Here is a 16,741-nt window from a genome sequence, read left to right as displayed (position 1 = left end):
AATGAATAAATTGGCAGTTTTACTTGCAGTTTATAATGGCCGAACCTGGATTGATGAACAATTAGAATCTATATTAGCTCAGGTTGAGGTTAATCTTGATGTTTTCGTCAGTATCGATCTTTCAACGGATGGCTCGTGGGACTACCTGACGGAAAAATACAGCAGCTATAAAAATGTTCATTTCCTCCCCTATGGTGATAAATTCGGCTCTGCAGGTAAAAACTTTTATCGTTTAGTGCTGGATGTCAATTTTGACAATTACGATTATATCTCTTTTTCCGATCAGGATGATATCTGGTATGCGAATAAGCTCCAGCGTGCCATAGAGACAATTGTTGATAAAAAGGTTGATGCCTATTCGAGCAACGTGCTTGCATTTTGGGATGATGGCAGAACGTGCCTGATTGATAAAGCTCAGCCTCAGGCTGCTTTTGACTATTATTTTGAGGCTGCAGGCCCTGGCTGTACCTATGTATTTACCAATAAGTTGGCGACAGCGTTCCAGAAGTTTTTAATTTCAAATACTTCATCTCAGGAAGTAACTCTCCATGATTGGCTGATTTATGCCTTTGCACGGGCTAACAATTATAAATGGTATATTGATGCTGCGCCTGGAATGAGGTATCGGCAGCACTCTTCAAACCAGGTTGGTGCCAATATATCTTATAAAATGTGGGTGAAAAGAGTCAAACTTGTCAATTCTGGTTGGTACCGTAATGAAGTTTATAAGTTGAAAAGCCTGTTTAACGCAAACTTTAAACCTATTCACAAGATCTCAAATCAGCGTAATTATATTAACAACATTATGCTTTTGCCATTTGTTAGTAAATTAAGGCGTCGAAATAGGGATAAGATTGTTTTAAGCATCTTGTTGCTCCTTAATCTTTTTTAAGATTGATGCTTTATATGTGAGTTTTATTAGCGTGTGTTGTCGCGGATACTTGTCCTGAGCGAGCTGGTTTAATTATATTTTTATTGATTATAATTTGAGAAAAAAATAATGAATAAGATAAACAGGATTTTTATCCTGCTTCTCACTATTGAAATTGTCTTTGGCGGGGGCGGAAGATTATTAGATCCGCTGGGTATTCCCCCCTTTCGGTACGTGTTTTTCGGTTTAGCACTGGTACTATTCGCGTTAAATGCGATCACATTTAACGCCCGGGCCAACAGTAAAACCCTGTTGACTCTATTTTCGATACTTGCTCTGCCGATTTATGGATGTCTCGCTGGAGCGATTAATGGTAACGAATTAGGTGAAATGGCGTTTGATTTTCAGCCTTACATCTATATGTTAATACTTTTCTACCTGTGTACTTTAAATGAAACGCTTACAGAGTATTCACTAGCTACTTTTATTAAAGTAGTTAAGGTCTTTAGTGTCATCGCCTCCACAGTATACATACTTTATATTATTATGTTGAAGGGAGGGTTAATCAATTGGATATCGATCTATAATACTTTGTCTTTAACATCGGAATTTTTCTTCAGGCCGAGCGGTGCGTTCTTTTCAAAATCATTTTTCTTTTTGGGCATAGGTGCCATATTCTTCTTTATAGAAAAAAGATACGTATTTTTTGCTCTAACCGTTGTAGCGCTATTTTTAACTGAGACCAGAGGGGTATTCCTCTTCTCTGGTATAGCTATGATGCTTGCAAGTTTCAGGATTAATGGCGCACTAAAGAATTTAATCTACATAGGATTAGCTGTCACCGCTGGGTTTGCATTGATGGTTATCGTTGGAGGGAGGGCTGGTGACTCTGACTCTGTGCGACTCCAGGATTACACATTCGTAATAAATTCGATGGAAGGGCTGGTGTCTATTTTTGGCCATGGGTTTGGGGCGCAGATTTTGGACAGGGGTAGAATTGAAGTTGTACCGTTGGAGTTGTTCTATAAGACTGGTGCGTTGGGCTTAATTTTATCCGCATTGCCTGTCTTGATTTTGTCCATCGGTACTATTTTGAAATCTTACACAACCCGAAAATTACAGATAGTTTGTGCGCTTATTTTTTCGGCAGGCGTTTCCATTACTAATCCCTTCTTGTATACCCCAATGGGAATATTTGTTATTGCAATGGCTATAAATTCAAATAAAAAGTCTTATTAATTATTGCTCATTTAATATCCTGATTTTGCAATTGTTGCCTTTGTAGCTGAAAGCTAGCATCTCGATAATTTTTTTGTTAATAAAAAGACGATTTTGTTATTGTGATTCGCGATGTAGAATCGTCTTAAACACACCTGACAGGAGTATGTAATGTCCAAACAACAGATCGGCGTCGTCGGTATGGCAGTGATGGGGCGCAACCTGGCGCTGAACATCGAAAGCCGTGGTTATACCGTCTCCGTTTTCAACCGCTCCCGTGATAAAACCGAAGAAGTGATAGCCGAGAACCCAGGCAAAAAACTCGTTCCTTTCTATACGGTTCAGGAGTTCGTTGAATCTCTGGAAACGCCTCGTCGTATCCTGTTAATGGTGAAAGCAGGCGCTGGCACCGATGCAGCCATCGACTCGCTGAAACCGTATCTGGAAAAAGGCGACATCATCATCGATGGCGGTAACACCTTCTTCCACGACACTATTCGTCGTAACCGTGAACTGTCAGCTGAAGGGTTTAACTTCATCGGTACCGGTGTATCCGGCGGTGAAGAGGGCGCGCTTAAGGGCCCGTCCATCATGCCTGGCGGCCAGAAAGATGCCTATGAGCTGGTTGCGCCAATCCTGACCAAGATCGCTGCGGTTGCTGAAGACGGTGAGCCGTGCGTAACTTATATCGGTCCGGACGGTGCAGGTCACTATGTGAAGATGGTTCACAACGGTATTGAATACGGTGACATGCAGCTGATCGCTGAAGCCTATTCTCTGCTGAAAGGCGGTTTGAACCTCTCCAACGATGAACTGGCGCAAACCTTCACCGACTGGAACAACGGCGAGCTGAGCAGCTACCTGATCGACATCACCAAAGATATCTTCACTAAGAAAGATGAAGAGGGTAAATACCTGGTCGATGTGATTCTGGATGAAGCGGCGAACAAAGGTACCGGTAAATGGACCAGCCAGAGTTCACTGGATCTGGGCGAGCCTTTGTCTCTGATCACCGAATCGGTCTTCGCACGTTATATCTCTTCTCTGAAAGAGCAGCGTGTTGCAGCATCTAAAGTACTGACCGGTCCACAGGCGAAGCTGGCAGGCGATAAAGCTGAATTTATCGAGAAAGTCCGTCGCGCACTGTACCTGGGGAAAATCGTCTCCTACGCGCAGGGCTTCTCTCAGCTGCGTGCCGCGTCTGATGAGAACAACTGGGATCTGAACTACGGTGAAATCGCGAAGATTTTCCGTGCCGGTTGTATCATCCGTGCGCAGTTCCTGCAGAAAATTACCGATGCGTACGCTGAAAATGCGAACATCGCTAACCTGCTGCTGGCACCATACTTCAAGCAGATTGCTGATGATTACCAGCAGGCGCTGCGTGACGTTGTGGCTTACGCAGTGCAGAACGGCATTCCGGTGCCAACCTTCTCTGCTGCAGTCGCGTATTACGACAGCTACCGTGCTGCCGTGCTGCCTGCCAACCTGATTCAGGCGCAGCGCGACTACTTCGGTGCGCATACCTATAAGCGTACCGATAAAGAAGGTGTGTTCCACACCGAGTGGCTGGATTAATCTGATTTAACTCAGACACGTAGCGAGACCCGGTGAATGTCACCGGGTTTTTTTTATCCGTAATATCCCCGTGTTACCTCACCTGGTTCATCCGACAGGCTATACTGCAGCATAAATCACTATAATTGTCCCTTCCTGCAGCCAGCCATTCGCCTTGACATCAACTCAGCATACGCGGTAAAAACCCAAAAAGTTGCTTATTGCGGTGGGGCGGTTGTCGCTCCCGACACTTAACTTAAAGACGTTAATCCAATGAAAATAACAATCTCCGGAACAGGTTATGTGGGTCTCTCAAACGGGATCCTGATTGCGCAGCACCATGAAGTGGTGGCCCTGGATATCGTGCAGGCCAAAGTGGATATGCTGAACCAGAAGATCTCGCCCATTGTGGATAAAGAGATTCAGGATTATCTGACCAATAAGCCGTTGAATTTCCGCGCCACTACGGACAAAGTTGACGCCTACAGCGGTGCGGATTTTGTGATCATCGCGACGCCAACTGACTATGATCCAAAAACCAACTATTTCAACACCTCAAGCGTAGAAGCGGTGATCAGGGATGTGACGGCGATTAACCCGAACGCCGTGATGATCATCAAATCGACCATTCCTGTTGGCTTCACCCAATCGATTAAAGAAGAGCTGGGTATCGATAATGTCATCTTCTCACCGGAGTTTCTGCGTGAGGGCAGGGCATTGTACGATAACCTGCACCCGTCACGTATCGTCATCGGTGAGCGCTCGGAGCGTGCGGAACGTTTTGCTGCGCTGTTACAGGAAGGTGCTATCAAAAAGGACATCAATGTCCTGTTCACCGATGCGACGGAAGCTGAAGCTATCAAGCTCTTCGCCAATACCTATCTGGCGATGCGAGTTGCCTACTTCAACGAGCTGGACAGCTACGCAGAGAGCCTGGGGCTGAATACCCGTCAGATCATCGAAGGCGTCTGCCTCGACCCGCGTATCGGCAACCACTATAACAACCCTTCCTTCGGGTACGGTGGCTACTGTCTGCCGAAAGATACCAAGCAGCTGCTGGCTAACTACCAGTCCGTACCGAACAACTTAATTTCTGCCATTGTGGATGCTAACCGCACGCGTAAGGACTTCATCTCCGACTCCATTCTGGCGCGTCATCCGAAAGTAGTGGGCGTGTACCGTCTGATCATGAAGAGCGGGTCGGATAATTTCCGCGCCTCCTCCATTCAGGGGATTATGAAGCGTATTAAGGCGAAGGGCGTTCAGGTCATCATTTATGAACCGGTGATGAAAGAAGATGAATTCTTCCATTCACGTGTGGTTCGCGACCTGGATGCCTTCAAGAAAGAAGCGGATGTGATCATCTCTAACCGGATGGCGGAAGAGCTGTCTGACGTAGCGGATAAGGTCTATACTCGCGATCTGTTTGGCAGCGATTGATTTATCAATACCAAATAAAGCCCGGCATACTCGCCGGGCTTTTTTTTAAACTTCATAAAACTCGCGATACCAGTCCACGAAGTTCTTCACGCCCTCTTTAACCGAGGTCTGAGGTTTGAAGCCAATCACCTCATACAGCGCCGTGGTATCTGCGCTGGTCTCCAGCACATCGCCTGGCTGAATCGGCATCATGTTTTTGTCAGCTTCAATGCCTAACGCCTCTTCCAGCGCCGTGATGTAGTCCATCAGTTCAACAGGTGAGCTATTACCGATGTTATAGACACGGTAAGGGGCGGAGCTGGTGGCAGGGGAACCAGTCTCAACCGTCCAGTTGCTGTCTGCCTGTGGGATCACATCCTGCAGACGAACAATGGCTTCAGCAATATCATCGATATAGGTGAAGTCGCGCTTCATCTTACCGAAGTTATAGACATCGATACTTTTGCCTTCCACCATAGCTTTGGTGAACTTAAACAGCGCCATATCGGGACGCCCCCACGGGCCGTAGACGGTAAAGAAGCGCAGGCCAGTGGTCGGCAGACCGTATAAATGCGAGTAAGTGTGCGACATTAGCTCGTTGGCTTTTTTGGTCGCGGCGTACAGGGAGACCGGGTGATCCACGGAGTCGTCGGTTGAGAACGGCATCTTACGGTTCAGACCGTAAACGGAACTGGAAGAGGCGTACAGCAGGTGCTGCACCTTATTGTGACGGCAGCCTTCCAGCACGTTCAGATGACCCACCAGATTGGCTTCGGCATAGGCATGCGGGTTGTCCAGGGAGTAGCGTACGCCCGCCTGAGCAGCGAGATGGATCACACGGTCGAATTTTTCAGCGGCAAAGAGTGCTGCCATGCCGTCGCGATCGGCCAGGTCAAGCTTATGGAAGCTAAAGTTCGCGGAGGTGAGCAGATCAAGACGTGCCTGCTTCAGGTTCACATCGTAATAGTCATTGAGGTTGTCGATCCCCACAACCTGATGCCCGGCATCCAGGAGCCGCTTGCTGACATGAGCGCCGATAAAACCTGCTGCGCCAGTGACCAGAAATTTCATAACTGTCCTCATCTGTTACATACCATGCCCGGTGCGTTAAATACCGGATTTGAGGTATGATAACGCGATGCGCAGGGTTACCAAACATCATATTTTCGATATGGCTAATCGGATTCCTATAGAAAATCCGTCAACAATCGATAAACTATATCCCAAACTGTATTCTTTGCGCTTTTTGGCCTTCTAAGGATTATATGACGCAGAACAACAATAACGTGGTCGCACGAAGCAGTGACCCTGAGCAGATTGATTTCATTGATCTATTTGTACAACTTTGGCGGGGGAAATGGATCATTGCTGCGTTTGTCGCCATCGCCCTGATTCTGGCTGGTGTATACCTGGTTTTCGCCAAAGAGAAGTGGACTTCTACCGCGATTATCACCCAGCCGGATGCTGCCCAAATAGGCAGTTATAGTAATGCCCTGAATATTCTTTATGGTGCTAATGCTCCGAAATTAACCGATATTCAGGAAAGTGTGATTACTCGCTATAACGCCTCGTTCTCTGCGTTATCACAGACCCTGGAAAACAAGGCCGAACCAGAAAAACTGGTTATCGAACAATCTGTAAAAGGCCAGCCATTACCCTTAAGCGTTAGCTATGTAAATGGTTCGGCCGAGACGGCGCAAAAGGAAGTGGCACAGTATATCCAGCAGGTTGATGAGCAAATTCAAAAAGAGCTGGAAGTTGATCTCAACGACAACATTAAGCAGCAGGTTACAACTCTTAAAGATGTGCTGAGTAACCAGGAGACCATCGCTCAGGAACAAAAAGACCTGCGAATCAGACAGATCACAGAAGCATTGAAGTATGCTGAGGCGGCAAACGTTACCAGCCCAAAAATTCAGCAGACACAAGATGTGACGCAAGAATCAATGTTCCTGTTAGGTACTGAAGCGTTGCAATCCATGATTGCGCATGAATCTTCACGTCCACTGACGCTGTCCGACAGCTACTATCAAAATAAACAGAAGCTGCTGGATATCCAGAAATTGAAAATCGATCCGACAACCATCCATGCGTATCGCTACGTCATGAAGCCGGACCTGCCGATTCGTCGCGATAGCCCGAAACGTTCAATCGTGCTAATCCTTGCGGTACTGTTGGGCGGTATCCTTGGCTCCGGTGTTGTGTTAGCGCGTAATGCGATGCGCAACTACCAGCCCCGAGCCTGACACACGCCTGTAAGCTGAAAAAAAAACCGGGTTTCCCCGGTTTTTTTATTTGTGTCGCTGACGCAGATTCTCAATCACCGTCGTTAAATCGAGATCCTGATCCTGCAGCAGCACCAGCAGGTGATACATCAGGTCAGAAGCTTCATTGGTCAGCTCGGCCCGGTCGTTCACCGTAGCGGCCAGGGCGGTCTCAACGCCTTCTTCTCCCACTTTCTGCGCGATACGCTTGGTGCCGCTGGCATACAGTTTCGCCGTATAAGAACTCTCAGGATCGGCAGTTTTGCGCTCAGCCAGCAGTTGTTCCAGCTGGTAGAGGAACAGCCACTGGTGGCTGGCGTCGCCAAAGCAGCTGCTGGTGCCAAGGTGGCAGGTCGGCCCGATGGGATTCACCAGTACCAGCAGGGTATCGTTATCACAGTCAGGCGTGATGCTGACCACATTCAGAAAATGGCCGGAGGTTTCGCCCTTGGTCCACAGACGCTGTTTGGTGCGCGAGAAAAAGGTTACTTTACCGCTGTCGATGGTCTTCGCCAGGGCGTCCTGATTCATATAACCCAGCATCAGTACTTCACCGGATACCGCGTGCTGCACCACTACCGGCATCAGGCCGTCGGTTTTTTCCCAGTCCAGCTGCGCACGTTGTTGCTCTGTTAACATACCCTGATCTCCACGCCCTGATTCGCCAGGAACGTTTTTAACTCGCCAATATTAATAATCTGCTTATGGAATACCGAGGCCGCCAGCGCGCCGTCAACATCGGCATCGCGGAAGGCTTCGAGGAAATGTTCCATGGTGCCTGCGCCGCCCGAGGCGATCAGCGGCACGTGGCATACTTCGCGCACTTTCTTCAGTTGTTCGAGGTCATAGCCGTTACGCACCCCGTCCTGATTCATCATGTTCAGCACGATCTCACCCGCGCCGCGCTTCTGCACTTCCTGAACCCAGTCCAGCGTCTCCCACTGGGTAACGCGGGTGCGGCTCACATCGCCAGTGTACTGGTTAACGTGGTATTTGCCGGTGGCGTCGTCAAACCAGGTATCAATCCCAACCACGATGCACTGCACGCCAAAGCGGTCGGCCAGGCGGGTGATGAGTTCAGGATCGGCCAGGGCAGGGGAGTTAATGGAAATTTTGTCCGCGCCGAAGGTGAGGATCTTTGCCGCGTCGTCAGCCGATTTAATCCCGCCCGCCACGCAGAAAGGAATATCAATCACTTCCGCCACGCGCGCAACCCAACTCTTATCCACCACGCGACCATCGCTGGAGGCGGTGATATCGTAGAACACCAGCTCATCCGCACCTTCTTCCGCATAGCGTTTTGCCAGGGGAACGATATCGCCAATGATCTCGTGATTGCGGAACTGCACGCCTTTCACGACCTGACCATCACGCACGTCGAGACAAGGAATTATCCGTTTTGCCAGCATTGAATCGCCTCCTTAACCGTAAATTTTTCTTCCAGCAGGGCGCGACCGACGATAACCCCACTTACACCGGTTCCGCGCAGGGCGGCGATATCATTCAAATCACCAATACCCCCGGATGACTGGAACGCCACCTGCGGATAACGGGCGCAGACCTCTTCGTACAGCGACACGTTGGACCCGGCCAGCGTGCCGTCGCGGGAGATATCCGTACACAAAACATGCTTCAGTCCCACCGGCAGATAGCGATCCACCAGCGCTTCCAGCGTCACGCCTGAATTCTCCTGCCAGCCGCTGACCGCGACCTGTTTATTACCCTGGTCGTCGATACGCACGTCCAGCGCCAGCACCAGCGCGTCGGCACCAAAGCGGCGGAACCAGCCTTGTACCCTCTCGGGATCTTTCACTGCGGTAGAACCTACCACCACGCGCGCCACGCCCGCTTCCAGCAGAGCGGCTACATCCTCTTCGGTGCGCACGCCGCCGCCAACCTGGACCGGGACGTTAACGCCTGCCACCAGTTTTTTCAGCAGCGGGATCTGGCGTTTGGCCGGATCTTTCGCACCGGTCAGGTCAACCAGATGCAGCACCTCGGCCCCCTGCGCGGCATAGTCCTGCAGGCGGGGCAGCGGATCGTTACCGTAGTCGCGCTGCTGGCCGTAATCGCCCTGGTGCAGACGGACAACCGTGCCGTCAATTAAATCTAAAGCGGGAATAATCATCACATCTCCAGGAAGTTTTTCAGCAACTGCGCGCCTGCGGCTCCGGAACGCTCCGGGTGGAACTGCACGCCGTAGAAATTGTCTTTCTGCACGGCCGCGGTGAAAGCTTCGCCATAGTGGCACTGGGCGATGGTATTAGCGTTTACCGGCATTGCGTAGCTGTGAACAAAATAGAAGTACGCCCCATCCTCGATACCACGGAACAGCCGGTCACCTGCTTTCGGATAGACGCGGTTCCAGCCCATGTGCGGCAGCGGCAGACCGTGGTCGGTCATTTTCGGCACGTCCTCGTCGATGATGCCCAGCAGATCCACGCCATTAGACTCTTCACTACGGCGGCCCAGCAGCTGCATCCCCAGACAAATCCCCAGCACCGGCTGGGTACAGGCTTTAATCAGTTCAACCAACTCACGCTGGTGGATCTGATCCATCGCCGCCTGCGCCGTACCTACGCCCGGTAAAAAGAGTTTACTCGCATGTAGGACCACATCCGGATCGCGGCTGACCAGCGGGTCGTAGCCGTGGCGCATAATCGCCGATTTCACCGAGTTAAGGTTGGCGCAGCCGGTATCTAGGATCACCACGTTCATTACAGCACTCCTTTCGACGACGGCAGGGTATCGCCTTCCACGCGAATGGCCTGGCGCAGGGTGCGACCAAAGGCCTTGAACAGGCTTTCCACGCGGTGGTGATCGTTCTTACCTTTGGTTTTCAGATGCAGCGTCAGGCCCATGGTGTAGGAGAGGGAGCGGAAAAAGTGCTCAACCATCTCGGTGCTCAGGTCGCCCACGCGCTGATAGGTAAAGTCGGCTTTATATTCCAGGTGCGGGCGGCCGGAGATATCCAGCGCACAGCGGGCCAGGCACTCGTCCATCGGCAGCACAAAGCCAAAACGGCTGATGCCGCGCTTATCGCCCAGCGCCAGCTTCAGCGCCTCGCCCAGCGCCAGGCCGGTATCTTCGACGGTGTGGTGATCGTCAATGTAGAGATCGCCTTTGACGCCGATCTCCATGCGGAAACCGCCATGGGTGGCGATCTGATCCAGCATATGATCGAAGAAGCCCACGCCGGTGTGGATCTTGCTGCTACCTTCACGATCCAACCACACTTTCACATCGATCTGCGTTTCTTTAGTGTTGCGCTCCACGTGGGCGTAGCGGTCACGTTTGGTCAGCTGCTCGCCAATCATCGCCCAGTTCAGGCCCTCACGCTGATAGCGCAGGCCGGTGATGCCCATGTTGGATGCCAGCTCGATGTCCGTGGCGCGATCGCCGATCACGTAGCTGTTTGTTTTATCCAGCGCCGTATCGGCCAGATACTGCTCAACCAGCTGCACCTTCGGTTTACGGCAGTCGCAGTTGTCGGCAGGCAGATGCGGGCAAATCAGTACCTCATCAAACACCACGCCCTGAGAGGTGAGGATCTGCATCATCAGGTCGTGTGGGCCGTCGAAATCAGCCTGCGGGAAGCTGTCCGTGCCGAGGCCGTCCTGATTGGTGATCATCACCAGCTTAAACCCGGCTTTCTGCAGCTTAAGCAGCACCGGGATGACGTCGGCTTCAAAGGCCAGTTTGTCGAAACGATCGACCTGATAATCACTGGGTGGTTCCGAAATAATAGTGCCGTCACGATCGATAAAGAGGTACTTCTGGCTCATACTTTCTCCGCATTCAGGGCGTCGATAACGCGCTGGCTCTCTTCTCGGGTACCCACGGTAATGCGTAAGCAGCCACTCAAAGAGGGTTGTTTGTTCTGGTCTCGTAAGATAATGCCCTGATCCCACAAAGATTTAAATACTGCACTCGAGGCGGTGAAACGCGCCAGAATATAGTTGGTTTCCGAGTCGAAAACCTGCTCCACGCAGGGGATGGTTTTCAGCTGGCTGATGAGATACGCCCGCTCGTCGACGATCTGCGCCACGCGGCTTCGCATGGCCGCAATGCCCTCTGGCGACAGCGCCTGGGCGGCGATATCCGCTACCGGTGTCGAGAGCGGATAAGGCGCAATCACCTTCATCAGCAGGTCGATCACCTCTTTATTGGCCAGCGTAAAGCCGCAGCGCAGCCCGGCGAGGGCAAAGGCTTTTGACAGGGTGCGCAGGATCACCAGGTGCGGATACTCTGCTAACCAGCCGGTCAGCGTCGCCTGCGGGCAAAACTCAATATAGGCTTCATCGGCCACCACCAGCGCTTTGCCACGGGTCATCTCCAGCAGCGAGCGGATATCCTGAGGGTTAATCAGCTGCCCGGTAGGGTTATTCGGGCTGCAGACAAACACCACCTTCACGCCGTCGAGATTATCGGCGATGGCCTGCAAATCGAGCTGCCAGTTTTCCAGGGCAGGCACTTTACGCAACTCAACGTTGAAGGTTTCGGTGCTGACGCTGTACATCCCGTAGGTTGGCGGACAGTAGAGCACCGCGTCTTTGCCTGGCTCGCAGAAGGCGCGGATCAGCAGTTCAATGCCTTCATCCGCGCCGCGGCTGACCAGCACCTGCTCCGGTTGGATGCCGGCATAGGCGGCATAGTTTTCAATTACCGCTTTCGGCTGACACTCCGGGTAGCGGTTCAGCGACTGCTGGGTCAGCTCGAAGCTGACGGCGGTAGGGAATTCATTGGCGTTCAGCCAGACGTCGCCATTACCACCCAGACGACGGGCAGACTGATACGGGGTCAGGGCGCGAACGTTGTCGCGAGCTAACTCTTCAATACTCATGCTTGCTCCTTGAGGGCGGCAACGCGCAGCGTCACGGCATTTTTGTGGGCGGTCAGCCGTTCAGCGGCGGCCAGCGTTTCGATGGTGGCGGCGAGCGACGCAAAACCTTCGCGGGAGAGTTCCTGTACGGTCATGCGCTTCTGGAAATCTGCCAGCCCCAGGCTGGAACAGGTTGAGGTATAGCCGTAGGTCGGCAGCACGTGGTTGGTGCCCGAAGCGTAATCGCCTGCCGATTCCGGCGACCAGTCGCCCAGAAATACCGAACCGGCGCTGGTGATGCTGTCGACCAGCTCACGGGCATTGCGGGTCTGAATAATCAGGTGCTCCGGGCCGTAGAGGTTGGAAATGGCGATACACTGGTCCAGATCCCGGGCCACAATCAGGCGGCTGGCGGAGAGCGCCTGGCGGGCGGTATCGGCCCGCGGCAGATCGGCCAGCTGACGTTCAACCGCTTCGCCGACCCGTTGTGCCATACCGGCATCCGGCGTCAGCAGGATCACCTGCGAATCCGGGCCGTGCTCTGCCTGGGAAAGTAGATCGGAGGCCACGAAATCCGGCGTCGCGCCGCTGTCGGCAATCACCAGCACTTCCGACGGGCCAGCCGGCATGTCGATGGCCGCACCGTCCAGACGCTGGCTGACCTGACGTTTGGCTTCGGTCACAAACGCATTGCCTGGGCCAAAGATTTTATCCACCTTCGCGATGGACTCAGTGCCCAGCGCCAGAGCGGCAATCGCCTGCGCGCCGCCTACCTTGAAGATCTCCTGCACGCCGCACAGTTGCGCGGCATAAAGAATTTCATCGGCAATCGGTGGTGGCGAGCAGAGCACTACCTTACGGCAACCGGCGATACGCGCCGGGGTGGCCAGCATCAGCACCGTGGAGAACAGCGGGGCGGAACCACCCGGGATATAGAGACCCACAGAGTCAACCGGGCGGGTCACCTGCTGGCAGCGCACGCCAGGCATGGTCTCAACGTCAATGACCGGCAGTGCTTGCGCGCGGTGGAAGGTGTCGATGTTTTTGACCGCCACCGCCATCGCCTGCTTGATGTCTTCACCCAGGCGGTTACAGGCGTCAGTAATTTCCTGCTCGCTCACCTTCAGCGCACCCACTTCGGTTTTATCGAATTTTGCGCTGTACTCCCGTAGGGCATCGTCGCCACGGGTTTTCACATTGTCCAGAATCTCCGCCACGGTACGGGTAATGCTTTCCGAGGCCGAGATCGCCGGGCGCATCAGCAGGTCGCGCTGCTGTCCGGCGCTACAGGTGTTCCAGTCGATAACGGTGTTAAAGGTCATGGTTGTTACTCCATCATCTTCTCAATTGGCAACACCAGGATGGAGCTGGCACCCAGCGCCTTCAATTTTTCCATGGTTTCCCAGAACAGGGTTTCGCTGCTGACCATATGCATCGCCACGCGCTGCTGATCCCCTGCCAGCGGCAGAATAGTTGGACGTTCAGCACCCGGCAGCAGGGCAATCACTTCATCCAGGCGCTCAGTTGGGGCATGCATCATGATGTACTTCGATTCGCGGGCCTGGATAACGCCCTGAATACGGGTCAGCAGGCGGTCAATCAGCTGCTGTTTGGCTTCCGGCATTTCGCCGTCGCGCTGGATCAGGCAGGCTTTGGAGCGGTAGATCACCTCCACTTCGCGCAGGCCGTTGGCTTCCAGGGTGGCGCCGGTGGAGACCAGGTCGCAAATCGCATCGGCCAGACCGGCTCGCGGTGCCACTTCGACAGAGCCGTTCAGCAGGCAGGATTTAAACTGCACCCCTTTCTGATCGAGGTAACGCTTCAGCAGGTGAGGGTAGGAGGTGGCGATACGCTTGCCGTTCAGCCCGGCCGGGCCGTCCCAGGCTTCGTCAGCTGCGGTTGCCAGCGAAAGGCGGCAGCCGCCAAAGTCCAGACGGCGCAGGGTGAAATAGCGCGGGTCTTCGCCCTGCGCGCGGCGGGTCAGGAGCTCTTCTTCCAGCACGTTTTCGCCAATGATACCCAGATCGACTACGCCGTCCATCACCAGACCTGGAATGTCATCGTCACGCACGCGCAGAATATCAATCGGCATATTCTCTGCCAGCGCAATCAGGCGCTGCGTGTGCAGGTTGATTTTAATGCCGCAGCGCGCCAGCAGTTCGCGTGAATCGTCGCTAAGACGACCTGATTTCTGCATAGCTATGCGTAAACGTGAATTATCTAACATTGTCGGTTCCTCATGATCCTGTTGTAACTTGCCTGAACACGGTCCAAAAAAAAGCCCCCGGAAGATGATCTTCCGGGGGCTTTTTCTTGCGTTCATGCACCGCTGGAAGATCTAACTGTCTTCCAGCACACATCGCCTGAAAGACTAGTCAGGATGATGGTGATGATGGTGGTGTTTAAATTGAACGCGTGTCATAAAATTCTCGATGAATGCTTATTCATGTGATGTCGTTTAACCTAAACCACTTGCGCTATATAAAGCAAGGGCTTTTTTTTATCATTAAATGATTTCATATTGGCGCTATCAATTGTCAGTTGCGCATGGCTGGCGTAGCCTTAAAGCAGAGGCGTAAACGTCAGGAGAAAATGCATGAAAAAGGTCGCAATTGTCGGTCTGGGATGGCTTGGAATGCCGCTGGCCATGTCGCTACTGGGGCGGGGCTGGGAGGTCACCGGCAGTAAAACTACCGTGGATGGGGTCGAGGCGGCGCGGATGTGCGGCATCGAAAGCGTTGAATTGCGCCTGGAGCCAGAGCTGGTGTGCGACACCGACGATCTGGATACGCTGATGAGTGATGTGGATGCGCTGGTGATCACCCTGCCAGCGCGTCGCACCGGACCGGGCGAGACCTATTATCTGCAGGCGGTACAGGAAATTGTCGATAGCGCTCTCGCGTACCATATTCCACGCATTATTTTCACCAGTTCTACCTCGGTATATGGCGATGTGGAAGGGATCGTGAAAGAGAATATGCCGCGCCAGCCGGTGACGGCCAGCGGGCGGGTATTAAAAGAGCTGGAGGACTGGCTGCATAATTTACCCGGCACCCAGGTCGATATATTACGCCTTGCGGGGCTGGTGGGGCCCGGTCGTCATCCTGGCCGTTTTTTTGCCGGGAAATCAGCGCCTGACGGCCAACATGGCGTCAATCTGGTGCATCTTGAAGACGTCATCGGCGCAATTACCCTGCTATTACAGGCCCCGAAGGGCGGGCACATCTATAATATATGTGCGCCCTCTCATCCAACACGCAGTACATTCTATCCGGTGATGTCGCGTCAGCTTGGTCTGGCAGCGCCGCACTTCCACGATGCCCCTGGAGCGGGGAAGGGCAAATTGATTGATGGGAACCGCATCTGTCATGAACTGGGATTTGAGTATCTCTTTCCCGATCCGCTGGTTATGCCAATGGAGTAACGCCGCTGGCGGAGCGTAAGCGCACCACAAGGGGGTGAGCATGAAACCGCTGCTGGATGTCCTTATTATCCTTGATGCACTGGAAAAAGAGGGGAGCTTTGCTGCGGCGTCGGCAAAGCTGTTCAAGACTCCCTCTGCGCTCAGCTACACCGTTCACAAGCTCGAAAGCGATCTGAATATTCAGATCCTGGACCGTTCCGGCCACCGGGCGCGCTTTACCCGCACCGGGCAGATGTTGCTGGAAAAAGGGCGGGACGTGCTGCATTCGGTGCGTGAGCTGGAAAAGCAGGCCGTCAAGCTGCATCAGGGCTGGGAAAACGAGCTGATTATCGGCGTGGATGATACCTTCCCGTTTTCCCTGCTGGCACCGCTCATCGAGGCCTTTTACGCGCGACACAGCGTCACCCGTCTTAAATTTATCAATGGCGTGTTAGCCGGTTCCTGGGAGTCGCTGGTGCAGGGCCGGGCGGATATCGTCGTTGGCGCGCTGCATGAACCGCCGCGGCTCAGCGATTTTGGCTTTGCCTGTCTCGGGCAACTGGAGCAGGTGTTCGTCATCGCCCCACACCATCCGCTGGCCCAGGAGCCGGAGCCGGTCAACCGGCGGGTGATTAAAAGTCATCGCGCGATTGTGGTGGGTGACAGTTCATTACCGGGCTGTACGGCCTCCTCGCAGCTACTGGACGATCAGGAAGCCATTACCGTATTTGATTTTAAAACCAAGCTGGAGCTGCAAATTAGCGGCTTAGGCTGTGGTTATCTGCCGCGATATTTAGCCCAGCGTTTTATAGAAAACGGTGCGCTGGTTGAGAAACAGGTCATCGCGCAATCCAGTTATGATTCCGTATGGATAGGCTGGAATGAGCAGACCGCCGGGCTTGCCAGCGCATGGTGGCGGCAAGAAATTTTAGCAAATAGTGCTATCGCTGCCCTTTATGCGCAGGGCGCAGCTGAGAAATCAGCGGATTAATAAAAAATTTAACTTTAGGATGCCTTTCGATCTCTTGCATTTTAACTATCATTTAGGGAAAATGCGCCGCAGCAAACATGGAATAATCGACGATATAAAAGGCGTCGATTATTTTTTTTTGCATGTAAGAAAACCATTAAATCCAAGAGGCCGGGCTTCGTACCGGATAGATATTTACTAAAATCCGACAGTTGTT

General features: G+C 52.7%; 16 protein-coding genes, 1 pseudogene and 1 other annotated feature. Of the genes and pseudogenes, 7 read left to right on the top strand and 10 right to left on the bottom strand.

The window, feature by feature from the left end:
• Position 1 precedes the first annotated feature (1 nt).
• The 4 genes from M8318_RS17400 to ugd all read left to right on the top strand — a co-directional run bounded on the left by M8318_RS17400 (position 2) and on the right by ugd (position 5,086).
• A complete protein-coding gene (locus M8318_RS17400; protein ID WP_262663702.1) occupies positions 2-892 on the top strand; it encodes a glycosyltransferase in 891 nt (296 codons plus the stop codon).
• Between the two features lie 108 nt (positions 893-1,000).
• The gene (locus M8318_RS17395; protein WP_262663701.1) at positions 1,001-2,110 is read left to right on the top strand and encodes an oligosaccharide repeat unit polymerase; all 1,110 of its coding nucleotides are present in this window, start codon (positions 1,001-1,003) and stop codon (positions 2,108-2,110) included.
• Between the two features lie 150 nt (positions 2,111-2,260).
• Entirely contained in the window at positions 2,261-3,667 is a 1,407-nt protein-coding gene (gndA, locus tag M8318_RS17390) for an NADP-dependent phosphogluconate dehydrogenase (RefSeq protein ID WP_225758465.1), read from the top strand.
• Between the two features lie 252 nt (positions 3,668-3,919).
• A complete protein-coding gene (gene ugd / locus M8318_RS17385; protein ID WP_262663700.1) occupies positions 3,920-5,086 on the top strand; it encodes a UDP-glucose 6-dehydrogenase in 1,167 nt (388 codons plus the stop codon).
• Positions 5,087-5,131: 45 nt separating this feature from the next.
• Here ugd and M8318_RS17380 read toward each other — a convergent pair whose 3' ends face one another.
• Positions 5,132-6,136 carry an NAD-dependent epimerase gene (locus M8318_RS17380; protein ID WP_262663699.1) on the bottom strand — a complete coding sequence of 335 codons (1,005 nt, stop codon included), beginning with the start codon at positions 6,134-6,136 and terminating at the stop codon, positions 5,132-5,134.
• A 194-nt stretch (positions 6,137-6,330) separates the two neighbouring features.
• Between M8318_RS17380 and wzzB the strand changes: the two genes are divergently transcribed.
• A complete protein-coding gene (gene wzzB, locus M8318_RS17375) occupies positions 6,331-7,311 on the top strand; it encodes an LPS O-antigen chain length determinant protein WzzB (RefSeq protein ID WP_262663698.1) in 981 nt (326 codons plus the stop codon).
• A gap of 45 nt (positions 7,312-7,356) precedes the next feature.
• On the opposite strand, the gene hisIE is transcribed toward wzzB, so the two are convergent.
• The 9 genes from hisIE to hisL all read right to left on the bottom strand — a co-directional run bounded on the left by hisIE (position 7,357) and on the right by hisL (position 14,573).
• The gene (hisIE, locus tag M8318_RS17370) at positions 7,357-7,968 is read right to left on the bottom strand and encodes a bifunctional phosphoribosyl-AMP cyclohydrolase/phosphoribosyl-ATP diphosphatase HisIE (RefSeq protein WP_142486356.1); all 612 of its coding nucleotides are present in this window, start codon (positions 7,966-7,968) and stop codon (positions 7,357-7,359) included.
• Entirely contained in the window at positions 7,962-8,738 is a 777-nt protein-coding gene (hisF, locus tag M8318_RS17365; protein ID WP_262663697.1) for an imidazole glycerol phosphate synthase subunit HisF, read from the bottom strand. Before hisF ends, hisIE begins: the two co-directional genes overlap by 7 nt.
• The gene (hisA, locus tag M8318_RS17360; protein WP_262663696.1) at positions 8,720-9,457 is read right to left on the bottom strand and encodes a 1-(5-phosphoribosyl)-5-[(5-phosphoribosylamino)methylideneamino]imidazole-4-carboxamide isomerase; all 738 of its coding nucleotides are present in this window, start codon (positions 9,455-9,457) and stop codon (positions 8,720-8,722) included. Before hisA ends, hisF begins: the two co-directional genes overlap by 19 nt.
• The gene (gene hisH / locus M8318_RS17355; RefSeq protein WP_262663695.1) at positions 9,457-10,047 is read right to left on the bottom strand and encodes an imidazole glycerol phosphate synthase subunit HisH; all 591 of its coding nucleotides are present in this window, start codon (positions 10,045-10,047) and stop codon (positions 9,457-9,459) included. The genes hisA and hisH overlap by 1 nt, the downstream gene beginning before the upstream one ends.
• A complete protein-coding gene (gene hisB / locus M8318_RS17350; RefSeq protein WP_262663694.1) occupies positions 10,047-11,114 on the bottom strand; it encodes a bifunctional histidinol-phosphatase/imidazoleglycerol-phosphate dehydratase HisB in 1,068 nt (355 codons plus the stop codon). The genes hisH and hisB overlap by 1 nt, the downstream gene beginning before the upstream one ends.
• On the bottom strand, positions 11,111-12,172 hold the full coding sequence (gene hisC / locus M8318_RS17345; protein WP_262663693.1) for a histidinol-phosphate transaminase: 1,062 nt from the start codon (positions 12,170-12,172) through the stop codon (positions 11,111-11,113). The genes hisB and hisC overlap by 4 nt, the downstream gene beginning before the upstream one ends.
• On the bottom strand, positions 12,169-13,473 hold the full coding sequence (gene hisD, locus M8318_RS17340) for a histidinol dehydrogenase (protein WP_262663692.1): 1,305 nt from the start codon (positions 13,471-13,473) through the stop codon (positions 12,169-12,171). The genes hisC and hisD overlap by 4 nt, the downstream gene beginning before the upstream one ends.
• A gap of 5 nt (positions 13,474-13,478) precedes the next feature.
• Positions 13,479-14,378: an ATP phosphoribosyltransferase gene (hisG, locus tag M8318_RS17335; RefSeq protein WP_106993465.1), complete on the bottom strand. Its 900-nt coding sequence runs from the start codon at positions 14,376-14,378 to the stop codon at positions 13,479-13,481.
• A gap of 45 nt (positions 14,379-14,423) precedes the next feature.
• Positions 14,424-14,547: a sequence feature (His leader region), on the bottom strand.
• Positions 14,523-14,573, bottom strand: coding sequence for a his operon leader peptide (gene hisL, locus M8318_RS17330; protein ID WP_001364200.1), 51 nt, complete (start codon positions 14,571-14,573; stop codon positions 14,523-14,525). Its footprint overlaps the feature before it by 25 nt.
• 174 nt (positions 14,574-14,747) lie before the next feature.
• Here hisL and M8318_RS17325 point away from each other — a divergent pair, with 174 nt between their 5' ends.
• Complete coding sequence (locus M8318_RS17325; protein ID WP_262663690.1) at positions 14,748-15,575, top strand: SDR family oxidoreductase; 828 nt, start codon at positions 14,748-14,750, stop codon at positions 15,573-15,575.
• A 40-nt stretch (positions 15,576-15,615) separates the two neighbouring features.
• Positions 15,616-16,601: pseudogene (locus tag M8318_RS17320) on the top strand (LysR family transcriptional regulator).
• The last annotated feature ends 140 nt before the right edge of the window (positions 16,602-16,741 follow it).

The sequence above is a fragment of the Leclercia tamurae genome, assembly GCF_025566055.1.
In the GTDB taxonomy this organism is placed as follows: domain Bacteria; phylum Pseudomonadota; class Gammaproteobacteria; order Enterobacterales; family Enterobacteriaceae; genus Enterobacter; species Enterobacter tamurae.
This window is presented reverse-complemented; position numbering and strand designations above follow the sequence as displayed.